Genomic DNA, 11,392 nt, shown 5'->3' with positions numbered 1-11,392 from the left:
CACCGCCGAGGACTTCCGCGAGGTCGCCGACGTCATCGCCGAGGCCCTCAAGCCGACGCCTGAAGACTGGCACAGCGACGAGGCCAAGGCCGGCGAGCTGTCCGCCCGCGTCAGCGCGCTGGCCGCCAAGCACCCGCTGTACCCGGGGCTTTGACCGAGTTTCTTGGACGCAAGCCCCGGCCTTCAGGCCGGGGTTAGTCCATCCCAGACCCGGAGCCGCGCAGCGGCGGAGCCAACTTCGTTGCCGTTACTCCGGGTCACGCAGGCTCGGGCCGCGAGTTTGTCAGTCCTCGCATGTAGGGTTTCGATCGTCTGGTGGTTGCAGGCCGTCGAGTTTGGCGGACGGTCGCGCCTGCTCACAGGGGTTTCGAGTTTTCCGGGGAGGGGGTGGCCGTGCTGGTAAACGAGGCCGAGTCGCCGACTCCGCCTGGGGACAAACCGGCTGAGCGCGTGATCCCTCCGCAGGTGGCCGCGCGCCTGGCCGCGCAGCAGCGGAAACTCGACGCGAACCTGGTCGACATGACCGCTGTTGTTCCGGTCACCCTGTCCTGGGCGGATCACCTGCGGGCCCACCAGGCATGCCATGCGGCAGCTGGGCTGTGGAACCGATCGGTGGACTGGCTGCACGAGCAGTGGCGCGGCCAGAAGTCGCCGAAGAAGGACGACATCCGACGATTCGTCACCGCACTGCCCGCGGACGCGCGGCCCTTCCACGCCCATACCGCGCAGGCGATCGCGCACGACCTGCACGACGCCGTGGTGACGATGCGCGCGAACAAGAAAGCCGGCCGGAAGGCCTGCGCGCCCTGGCGGGAGAGGAAGTACCGTCCGCTGTCGTTCACGAAGGACTACGGCTGGCGAATCACCCCGGAGGCGCGCCTCGGCCTGTCGCTGGGTCGTGGCCGTGACCGGATCCTGGTGCCGCTGCCCGAGGTGGTCTCACGCGACGGCGTGCCGGTTGCCCCGAAGTTCTGGGGTGAGATGCGGCTGTGCTGGAGCGTGACCGCGCGCCGCTGGTCGCTGCACATCGCGTACAGCACCCCGTCCCGAGCGCTGCCCGCGCCCGCCGAGGACCGGCCGACGGTCACCGTTGCCATCGACGAGGGCATCATCAACCCGATGACCCTCGCGGCCCGGATGCCGGACGGCACTACCAGGGTGTTGGTCGTCAACGGCCGCCAGGGACGTGCCGCGAAGCAGTGGCGGAACAAGCAGACGGCCCGGCTGCAGCAGAAACTCTCGCGCTGCAAAGAAGGCTCTCGCCGGCACCGTAAGCTGATGGCGGCGAAGAAGAAGCTGCAGGCCAAGACCGACCGGCGCCTGCACGACTTCGACCACCAGGTCACAGTCCGGGCCGAGCGGTTCACCCGCGAGGTCCACGCCGCGTGGACGGAACACCACCAGGCCGCTGCCCAGACAGGAGGCACCGCCGCGCCGGTCGTCGGCGTGCGCCTGGTCGCTGGCGACGTGCGAGGTATCGAGCGGAACACGAACAAGAAGCGACGGGCGTCCCGCTCGACGCGCCAGCAGCTGTCCCAGTGGTCGCGAGGGCGACAGGAGCAGCAGCTCGCCTACAAGACCGGCCTCACGATCGAGCACATCAGCGAGGCCTACTCCTCGCAGACGTGCCCGAAGTGTCTGCGCCGGTGGAAGCCGCGCGGGCGGCAGTACATATGCAAGAACCCCGAGTGCGGCTTCCGGTGCCACCGGGACGCTGTGGGCAGTGTCAACATCGAGACACTTGCCGTCAACGAGGGGCAGTTCCTGCCCCTGACCGACCTCCGTATCGAGGTCAAGTATCGCCGACCCCAGGCCGGCTGGAGCCCCCTCCAGCGGTCACTTCACTCCTGGCACCAGCAGGCCCTCGGGCAGGCGTCAGTGTGCCGAGAGCGTCGAGAAGGACGGCGTAGTGCCCGGAACCGGGCCACCTGCCGGACGCGTCCGGCAGACGATGCTGTCGTCCCCCGACCGCGGGACGAAGTTGGCACGATTCAGGAAGCAGCCACCACCCTCGCGGGTGCTGGCCGGACAGCCGTCCACGCACCCTGAAGCGCGCGACAAACAGCAACCCCGAAGCGAAGGCAGGCGGCAAGAAGCCCCGGCCTTCAGGCCGGGGAGGTTCACGAACGACGCCCTTCCGGTCACGCCGGGAGGGCGAACTCCTCGCCAGGGCGGTAGGCGCGCAGCGCGACATCCCGGTGAGCGCCCTCCGCTCGGACCACGTGCACCCGACCCAGGCCGGAGACGCGTGCCCGGTCGCCGTCCACGGTGAGCAGGGTGTCCTCGTCGATGGCCACGCCGCACGAGGCCGCGCCGAGGGCGACGGCCTCGATCACGCGAGGCAGGGTGCCCCACTGGGCGGCGTGCACGTCGACCGTGAACGGCACGAGCCCCAGGCCCGGCCGCACCTCGATCTCCTCCAGGTCCTCCCCGGTCTCCTCCGCGCAGACCGGTGTGCCCTGCGAGAGCCAACCCCCGACCAGTGCCGCGCCCGCGGCGACGGCGGCCCCGGCGGAGAAGCCCGCGTACGGCATGCCCCGGTCGGCGAGCAGGGAGGTCAGTTCCGCGAGCACCGGCGCCAGCGCCTCCTGATAGGCCGGCGTCAGCCCGCCGCAGACCAGCAGCGCCCCGACCCCGTCCAGCGAGGCCGGATCGAAGCTGCCGCCGAGCGGCACCAGGACAGGAACCGGCTTGCAGGGGGCCACCTTGCGCAGCGCGCCCTCGTACCGCGCGAACTGCTCGGCGCCGTCGCCCTCGTCGATCAGCAGACAGGCCACCACCGGCTCCGGCCCGGCCGCCGCGAGGAAAGGCCCGTACACCAGCCCCGCCGCCTCGCTGTTCCAACCGCCGCCGATCAGATACGTCGTCATGTCGCTTCCCCCGTCGCCATCCGTACCCGGGACCCGCTGCGCGGTATGGAGCCTCATGGCCGTCCCGAAAGTGATCTTATCGCTCCGGAAACAGCGTGGCTCGGGCATTTCGGGTGGCCAACGTAGCCTGGAGCACGTTGTGCAGAGGGGCGATGCCGACGTGGAGAAGATTGCCGCCCTCAAGCAGCTCGCCGATCAGCATCAGGAGTGTCGACGGTCACCTATTTCCCCACCAGGGGCGTCAACTTCCACGCCCACACGTTCGAACGCCACGTCTCAGGTCCCGGGGACCCATTCCACGGGCGGGGGCATGCGACTGTAGTGGGGCCCCCTGGTTCCGTACTGGGCGAGGTACAGGATTTCGCCGCCGACCTGGAGTTCTGCCGGCGGAGGGTTGGGAACGGAGATCCGGGGGTGACGCTGGCCGTCGATAACGATGCCTTCCCGAAGGTGGTTCCGGCCGTCCGCCCAGCTCTGGGCCCGCTCGCGAGTCCACGGGTTCTGCAGGGTCTGCGGGGCGGCCGGGTCGTGATCGTAGCCGTTGAGGCTGCGGACGAGACCTTCGCTGTAGACACCCTTGACCCGGAAGTTCTCCAGGTCATCCGCGCGCACGACCATGTTGACGTACCGGCGGCTGTTGCCTCTGTGCCGCCCGACCGCACGCCAGCGACCCCAGCCAGGGTCCCAGCGCACGGGTGGGATCCACAGCAGGGCACCTGCCGGGAAGTGCTTCGTGCCGCACTGGATGTCGAGACCACCCTCGCCGCGCGCGGTCTCCTGTGCCACGTTGGCCACCAGGCACCAGCCCAGCAGCCCGTCCGGCGTCTCTTCTTCGGTAGGTTCGGTGTCTGCCACACCGAGAATCTTCAGGCACGACACGGGACGCGAACCAACGCTTATCAGCTGATCCGACCGGAGCGAACCACATGCGGTTCACCAGCCGCAGGAGAAGCTGGCCTAGCTCGAACGTGGGAGGGGAAGTTGACGCCGCTGGTGGGGAATTGCGGGCTCTGTCGCAGATCTTGTGATGCTGGGTCGTCCGCAACTCCCCACTGCCATGGGATCCCCTTGAACAGCCTCCTGGAACGCCGTGCCATGCTGGCTGATCATGGACGGCCGTGATCGCCATTGCTGCAAGCGGAAAGAGACACGATGGGACGGCGATGCTGTGGTTCGCGGGTGGGCGCGAGAGTGCCGTCCACGATGAGCACAGTGCCCTCGCGGAACCGTCGGCGCTGCTTGAGTGCGAGCAGCGGCCCGGTGTGGTCGACGATGCGGTCGGCGGCGGACTTCGAGACGCCGAACAGCGGGGCAAGCTGCCGCAGTGTCAGGTTGGTGCGCCAGTAGGCGGCCACCAGAAGGACCCGGTCCTCCAGCGGTAACGACTACGGGCGGCGTGGACGGGGCCGGTCGACGCCCTCGCGGCGCAGCATCGTGATCAGCTTGCGGAAGTCGGTTGGCCTCAGTCCGGCGAACGGGGTTATCCAGGAGGGTTCCGACGCCGTGATCACGTGAGCCACAGGAAGATCATGACACTGGTGCGCTTCGTCCCTCTGACGCGTCCACTGCCGTGATGCGAAGGTCGCCGGCCCAGCTCTCGCAGCGAACAGTGCCTGAGTCGAAGTCCAGCTCAAGTGCCATGCGTCCCGTGCGGGGCTCCCATTCCTCTCTGGCGGCGAGCACGGTGTCCCCGAGATGACGGGCGAAGGGGGTTTCCTCGACACCTGGTTCTACGTCGATTCGCCCCCAGTCGCCCATGTCGTAGCCCTCGTAGAGCTCTTCCCGGTCAACTACGAGGCACCAGTCCGTTCCAGTCATCACGTGGGTGGAAACGCCGTGATCATCGATCAGCCACAGGTCGACCGGCGTGTCGTCCCTCCGGCCCGCGTACACATGCCAGGCCGCCGCCAGGCGGACCAGGTGTCGACCGATCAGCGACGCTGGGTCGACTCCGGGTCCGTGAGCGGGGCAAGCGGGGTTCAAGGGCTCCACACTCGGGACGGTACCGCGACCTCGGCCGGGGCTCATCTGCGTTTACGGGACAACCCGTAGCTCGAGAGCAATTGTCAAAAGCTGTGGATCGTCATGACTTGCCTGGCTCCTGGCGCGCCGTGACCTGAGCGATGAAGGCGGCTGTAGCGCGCGGGTCGCGGAACACGTGCAGTCTCGCGTCGCCGGCCTCTTCCGTGATCGCTTTCAGCAGGGACGGTAGGCTCCGACGCCGCCACGACCACAGCCAAATCCAGAAATCGAGCCGCTCCCGGGAGCGGCGCATGGCTCGCCACGCACAGGGCCAGAAGGAGTAATCGAGCAGGATGACGGTGTCGGCTCGGCGGAGGCGGACGTTGAGGACGTCGTAGGGGCCGAGATCGCCATCCATGATCCACTGGTGCGCTTGGGCGAGGTCACTCTGGAGGGTGGCCCACTTCTCGGGCGGAGTGGCTTCAAGGTCCGGTCCCCAGAAGTGCTTGTCGAGCTCGATGACCGGAAGTCCGGTGGCCGTGCCGAGGGTGACTGCCAGGCTTGACTTCCCTGAGCCACCACGGTCCATGGTCACTATGCTGTCAGACCAGCTGCGCCGGATCACGTTCGAGTGCGGGCCGGGCTCATGCCGCATCGGCGGCACCACGTTCGAACAGGACGCCGTTCTCGAACCGGGCGCCGGAGCGGACCAGGGCGAACCATCGCAAGGGCGGCTGCCGGACTGCCGGCTCCGCGGGTGACCTTGGCTGATCAGGGTTCTCGGTGGCCCGGGGCGAGCTTGATGCCGTAGTCGTCGAGCCAGGAGACCAGGTCGGTCCGGTGTGCTTGGACGAGTCGTCCACCCGTGAAGCGCGGGTCGTCAGTCACCTCGGCGACGATGTCCGAGGGCGGTTCGAAGGCGTACATGTCCTCGTCCGTCGTGAACTCGGCCTCAGCCAGGACCAGGCCGTGCAGTGGTGCGTCGAAGACGTCGATGCCCAGGGGCGGGATGCTCAGGCGCGTCTTGGTCAACACGGAGGCGGGCAGCACGGCGAACACGTCGTACTCGGTCTCGGTGAGGTAGGTGTTCGTGATCGTCCCCTGCACGGGGCCCGGCCGGTCGGCAGGCACCTTCTGGGTGAGCTTGAACTCCGGCGGGATCGGGGCAAGGTGGTCCACCCGGCGCAGACGGATGCGGGTCCCTGTCAGGTAGCGGTCGGTGATGTGCCGTACTTCCGTCGCCTGCGACCTCTCCGGGGCGGTTGCCAGCAGGAATCGCCGCTCGCGCTCCACCAGGGCGTACTTTCCGGCGCGGCCTGCGGATGCGGACCCGGTCACGCTGCCGCCGCCCGGACCCGCTCGACCGGGAGTCCGCGTCCCACGCGGGCAGCGAGCATCGGTCGCGCGCCCTGACGCAGCTTTCCGACCCGTGCTGCGACGCGGGCCTGCTCGGTGGCCACTGACGGACTAACGGACGACGCGGTAGTCGACGAGCAGATAGCCGGTCGGCGAGACCCGGCTGCGGATCGACTCGAGCTGGATCGACGGCAGGCCGTCGAAGAGTCGTCGTCCGCGGCCGACGATCCTCGGTGCCACGACGAGCCTGAGTTCGTCGACGACGCCGGCGGCGAGCAGCGCCTGCGCGACGGTGATGCTCGCGTGGACGCCGATGTCGCCTCCGCGCTGCTGCTTGAGATTCCGGACGAATTCGACCAGCCCGCCGTCGACCGCCTTGCTGTTGGCCCAGTCCCGGTCGAGGGGCGTCGATGTCGCGACGTACTTCGCGACCCCGTTGATGAAGGTCGCGAACGGCTGGATCCCGCTGTCCGGCCAGAACTGCGCCCACTCGGCGAAGCTGCGGCGCCCGAGGACGACCGCGTCCTGTGTCGAGATCACTTCGGCGAGGTTGGCGTCCATGGCTTCGTCCCAGTCGGTGAAGAAGACGTCCGGTTCCTCCGCGACGCCGTCCAGGGACAACAGCTCGTACGCGACGACTCTTCGCACGCCCGGCACCTCCGATCGCTCCCGATGCATGCTACAAGTCGAACGGTCGAATCGCCGGAATCGCCGCCGCACGCAATCGCCGCCGCCGGATCGGTCGAGACGACCGGGCCCCGCGTGCCGGGGGAAGTCGGAACGCGGGGCCCGGTCCGGCGGCTGCCGTGAGGCGGGGTCAGCCGGCGGCAGCGGTGCGGTGGCGGTAGAACTCCGCGTGGTCCGGGTCCAGCGGGGTGTTGCCGAGGATGAGGTCCGCGGACTTCTCCGCGAGCATCATGACCGGGGCGTAGATGTTGCCGTTGGTGACGTACGGCATCGCCGAGGCGTCCACCACGTGCAGGCCCTCCAGGCCGTGGACCTGCATGGTGGCCGGGTCGACGACGGACATCTCGTCGGTGCCCATCTTGCAGGTGCAGGACGGGTGCAGGGCGGTCTCGCCGTCGCGGGCGACCCAGTCGAGGATCTGCTCGTCGCTCTCGACCGACGGGCCGGGGGAGATCTCGCCGTCGCTGAACGGGGCGAGGGCGTCCTGGCCCAGGATCGAGCGGGTGACCCGGATGGCCTCCACCCACTCGCGGCGGTCCTGCTCCGTCGAGAGGTAGTTGAAGCGCAGCGCCGGATGCTCGCGCGGGTCGCGGGACTTGATCTTCACCGAGCCGCGGGCGTCGGAGTACATCGGGCCGATGTGGACCTGGTACCCGTGCCCGCCGGCCGGAGCGGAGCCGTCGTAGCGGACCGCGATCGGCAGGAAGTGGAACATCAGGTTGGGGTAGTCCACCTCCTCGTTGCTGCGGACGAAGCCGCCGCCCTCGAAGTGGTTGGTCGCTCCGGGCCCGCTGCGCAGGAAGAGCCACTGGGCGCCGATGAAGGGCCGCCGCCACATCTTGAGCTGCGGCTGCAGGGAGACGGGCTGCTTGCAGGCGTGCTGGACGTAGACCTCCAGGTGGTCCTGGAGGTTCTCGCCGACTCCCGGCAGGTGGTGCACCGGCTCGATGCCGAGCGGCGCGAGCTCGTCCGCGTTGCCGACGCCCGAAAGCTGCAGCAGCTGCGGGGAGTTGATCGAGCCGCCGGACAGGATGACCTTCCCGGCCGCGACCTGCTGCGGTGTCCCGCCGCGCGGGGTGTACTCGACGCCGACCGCGCGCTTGCCCTCGAACAGGACCCGGGTCACCAGGGCCCGCGTCCGCACCTCCAGGTTGGGTCGGCTCGTGACGGGGTGCAGGTACGCGCGGGCCGCGCTCAGGCGCCGCCCGCGGCGCAGGTTGCGGTCGAAGGGGGCGAAGCCCTCCTGGCGGAAGCCGTTGACGTCGTCCGTCAGCGGGTAGCCGGCCTGTTGCACCGCCTCGAAGAACGCGCCGAACAGCGGGTTGGTGGCAGGTCCGCGTTCCATGGCGAGCGGGCCGTCGTGTCCGCGCCAGCCGGTGCCGGGGTCGGCGAGGCAGTTCTCCATCCTCTTGAAGTAGGGCAGGCAGTGGGCGTAGTCCCAGCTCTTCATCCCCGGATCGGCGCCCCAGCGCTCGTAGTCGAGCGGATTGCCGCGCTGGAAGATCATCCCGTTGATGCTGCTGGACCCGCCCAGTACCTTGCCGCGGGCGTGGTAGATGCGCCGGCCGTTCATGAACGGCTCGGGTTCGGACTCGTACTTCCAGTCGTAGAAGCGGCTCCCGATGGGAAAGGTGAGCGCCGCCGGCATATGGATGAAGACGTCCCAGGGGTAGTCGGGACGACCGGCCTCCAGGACCAGCACCCGGTTGCCCGGATCCGCGCTGAGGCGGGCCGCGAGCGCGCAACCCGCCGATCCTCCACCGACGATGACGAAGTCGTAGTTCTGCAAGGTCATGGGGTTCCTGCCGTATCTCTCGGCAACCGTGACGTCGACGGCGAGTTTCACCAAGTGAAACGCGATCCGTATGGCGCAACAGTCTCCGGCTGCTCTGAGAGGCCGTCAAGAGAGCCGGTCACGGAACAATCTCTTCCCGCAGTGTTGTGGGTGACGCAACAGCGTGCGTAATCTGAAACAAGTTCGCCGCCTCCGCACGTCCTGCGTCAGGGAGGAACCCGCCGATGCCCGACCAGCTGCCGGAGCACCCCGACTGGCTGTGGCGCACACCCGATCCCAAGCCGTCCTACGACGTCGTCGTGGTGGGCGCCGGCGGCCACGGCCTGGCCACCGCCTACTACCTGGCCCGCAACCACGGCATCAGCAACGTCGCCGTGCTGGAACGCGGCTGGCTGGCCGGCGGGAACATGGCCCGCAACACCACCATCATCCGCTCGAACTACCTGTGCGAAGAGAGCGCCGCGATCTACGAGCACGCCCTGAAGCTCTGGGAGGGCCTGCCGCAGGAGCTGGAGTACGACTTCCTCTTCAGCCAGCGCGGTGTCCTCAACCTCGCGCACACCCTCCAGGACGTCCGCGAGGGAATGCGGCGCGTGGGCGCCAACCGACTCGGCGGCGTCGACGCCGAGTGGCTCGACCCGGACGAGGTCCGCGCCTTCTGCCCCATCGTCAACACCTCGCCCGACGTGCGCTATCCCGTGCTCGGGGCCACCCTCCAGCCCCGCGCCGGGATCGCCAAGCACGACCACGTCGCCTGGGCGCTGGCCCGCGCGGCCGACGCCCACGGCGTCGACCTGATCCAGAACTGCGAGGTCACCGGCTTCGTCCGCGACAGTGACGGCGCGGTCGTCGGCGTCGAGACCACGCGCGGCCGGATCGCCGCCGGTCGCGTCGCCCTCGCCGCCGCGGGGCACACCAGCACCCTGACCGACCTGCTCGGCCTGCGGCTGCCGATCCAGAGCCACCCGCTGCAGGCGCTCGTCTCCGAGCTGCTGGAGCCCGTGCACCCGACCGTGGTGATGTCCAACCACGTGCACGTCTACGTCAGCCAGGCGCACAAGGGCGAACTGGTCATGGGCGCGGGCATCGACTCCTACAACGGCTACGGGCAGCGCGGCTCGTTCCACCAGATCGAGCACCAGATGGCCGCCGCGCTCGAACTGTTCCCGATCTTCGCCCGCGCCCACGTGCTGCGGACCTGGGGCGGCATCGTCGACGTCACCCCCGACGCCTCGCCGATCATCGGGCCGACGCCGGTGGAGAACCTCTACGTCAACTGCGGCTGGGGGACCGGCGGCTTCAAGGCGACGCCCGCCTCCGGCTGGGTCTACGCCGACACCATCGCCCACGGCCGGCCCCACCCGCTGGCCGCGCCCTTCGCGCTGGAGCGGTTCACCACCGGCGCGCTCATCGACGAGCACGGCGCCGCCGCCGTCGCCCACTGATTCCGAAGACACCGGAGCGGAGGACGCATGCTGCTCATCGCCTGTCCCTGGTGCGGGGAACGCGACGAGACCGAGTTCCACTACGGCGGACAGGCCCACGTCGCCTACCCCGCCGACCCCGAGGCGCTGACCGACGTCGAATGGGGCGCCTACCTCTTCGTCCGCGACAACCCCAAGGGCGACTTCGCCGAACGCTGGGTGCACACCGCCGGCTGCCGCCGCTGGTTCAACGTGGTCCGCCACACCGTCACCCACGACATCTCGGCCGTCTACCCCGCCGGGCAGCCCCGGCCGTCGCAGGAGTCCCGCCCGCAGAACGAGGTGACCGCATGAGCAACCGCCTGCCCGAAGGCGGACGGGTGGACCGCTCGGCGCCGATCCGCTTCACCTTCGACGGCGTCGAGTACACCGGACTGCGCGGCGACACCCTCGCCTCCGCGCTCCTCGCCAACGGCGTCCTCGCCGTCGGCCCGAGCCTGTACCGCGAACGCCCGCGCGGCATCGTCACCGCGGGCGTCGACGACCCGCACGCCCTCGTCCAACTGGAGCGCCCGCACTCCGAGCCCATGCAGCTCGCCACCACCGTCGAGCTCGCCGACGGACTCGCCGCGACCGGCCTGCAGGGACGCGGCCGACTCGGCGAGGCGCACGAAGACGCGCACGAAGAGGCGCACGACGAGGCCCACGACCTGGCTCCCGAACAGCCCGTGAACGACAAGACGTACCTCCACACCGACGTCCTCGTCGTCGGCGCGGGCCCGGCCGGGCTCGCCGCCGCGCTCGCGGCCGGGCGCTCCGGGGCGCGGGTCGTCCTGGTCGACGACCAGCCCGAGCCCGGCGGCGCCCTACTCAGCGGGCGCGAGGAGATCGACGGGCGACCCGCCCTCGCGTGGGTGGCCGAGGCGCGCGCCGAACTGGACGGGCAACCCGAGACGCGGGTGCTGACCCGGGCCACCGCGATCGGCTACCACGACCAGAACTACGTGCTGGTCGCCGAGCGCCGCCCGGACCGGCCCGGCGGCGGCGGACGCCTGTGGCACCTCCGCGCCCGCCAGGTCGTCCTGGCCACCGGCGCGCACGAGCGCCCGCTGGTCTTCGCGGGCAACGACCGACCCGGCGTCATGTCGGCCGCCGCCGTCCGCAGCTACCTCAACCGCTACGCGGTCCTTCCCGGCCGCCGGGCCGTGGTCTTCACCACGGGCGACAGCGCCTACGCGACCGCCCTGGAGTTGGTCGCGGCGGGCGCGGAGGTCCCCGCGCTGGTGGACACCCGCCCC

At 69.7% G+C, this 11,392-nt stretch carries 10 protein-coding genes and 2 pseudogenes; 5 read left to right on the top strand and 7 right to left on the bottom strand.

The genetic code is table 11. The annotated features are described in order from the left end of the window. A pseudogene (locus TR50_RS46250) lies at positions 1–154 on the top strand (serine hydroxymethyltransferase); the annotation flags it as partial. Positions 155–393: 239 nt separating this feature from the next. Then, positions 394–2,049: an RNA-guided endonuclease InsQ/TnpB family protein gene (locus TR50_RS38725; RefSeq protein ID WP_152648867.1), complete on the top strand. Its 1,656-nt coding sequence runs from the start codon at positions 394–396 to the stop codon at positions 2,047–2,049. Positions 2,050–2,141: 92 nt separating this feature from the next. Here TR50_RS38725 and TR50_RS38720 read toward each other — a convergent pair whose 3' ends face one another. From TR50_RS38720 to betA, 7 genes and pseudogenes are all read right to left on the bottom strand, one after another. Then, entirely contained in the window at positions 2,142–2,870 is a 729-nt protein-coding gene (locus tag TR50_RS38720) for a type 1 glutamine amidotransferase family protein (protein WP_042433870.1), read from the bottom strand. A 276-nt stretch (positions 2,871–3,146) separates the two neighbouring features. Further along, positions 3,147–3,725, bottom strand: a complete 579-nt coding sequence (locus TR50_RS38715) for a hypothetical protein (RefSeq protein ID WP_042433867.1) — start codon at positions 3,723–3,725, stop codon at positions 3,147–3,149. A gap of 317 nt (positions 3,726–4,042) precedes the next feature. Then, a pseudogene (locus TR50_RS38710) lies at positions 4,043–4,390 on the bottom strand (helix-turn-helix domain-containing protein); the annotation flags it as partial. Between the two features lie 563 nt (positions 4,391–4,953). Further along, positions 4,954–5,421 carry a P-loop NTPase family protein gene (locus tag TR50_RS38700; protein WP_042433889.1) on the bottom strand — a complete coding sequence of 156 codons (468 nt, stop codon included), beginning with the start codon at positions 5,419–5,421 and terminating at the stop codon, positions 4,954–4,956. Positions 5,422–5,603: 182 nt separating this feature from the next. After that, positions 5,604–6,170, bottom strand: coding sequence for a CYTH domain-containing protein (locus TR50_RS38695; RefSeq protein ID WP_042433861.1), 567 nt, complete (start codon positions 6,168–6,170; stop codon positions 5,604–5,606). Between the two features lie 129 nt (positions 6,171–6,299). Continuing rightward, entirely contained in the window at positions 6,300–6,836 is a 537-nt protein-coding gene (locus TR50_RS38690) for a dihydrofolate reductase family protein (RefSeq protein WP_042433887.1), read from the bottom strand. Positions 6,837–7,005: 169 nt separating this feature from the next. After that, positions 7,006–8,670 (bottom strand): choline dehydrogenase, encoded by a 1,665-nt coding sequence (betA, locus tag TR50_RS38685; protein ID WP_042433858.1) that lies wholly within the window; start codon positions 8,668–8,670, stop codon positions 7,006–7,008. 224 nt (positions 8,671–8,894) lie between these two features. Here betA and TR50_RS38680 point away from each other — a divergent pair, with 224 nt between their 5' ends. The 3 genes from TR50_RS38680 to TR50_RS47705 all read left to right on the top strand — a co-directional run. Next, a complete protein-coding gene (locus TR50_RS38680) occupies positions 8,895–10,115 on the top strand; it encodes a sarcosine oxidase subunit beta family protein (protein ID WP_042433855.1) in 1,221 nt (406 codons plus the stop codon). Between the two features lie 27 nt (positions 10,116–10,142). Further along, complete coding sequence (locus TR50_RS47710) at positions 10,143–10,448, top strand: sarcosine oxidase subunit delta (protein ID WP_042433852.1); 306 nt, start codon at positions 10,143–10,145, stop codon at positions 10,446–10,448. After that, the coding region (locus TR50_RS47705; protein WP_042433849.1) for an FAD-dependent oxidoreductase at positions 10,445–11,392 on the top strand (948 nt) is incomplete at its 3' end. The genes TR50_RS47710 and TR50_RS47705, both read left to right, overlap by 4 nt.

It is taken from the genome of Streptacidiphilus anmyonensis (assembly GCF_000787855.1).
GTDB classification, from domain to species: Bacteria; Actinomycetota; Actinomycetes; order Streptomycetales; family Streptomycetaceae; genus Streptacidiphilus; species Streptacidiphilus anmyonensis.
This window is presented reverse-complemented; position numbering and strand designations above follow the sequence as displayed.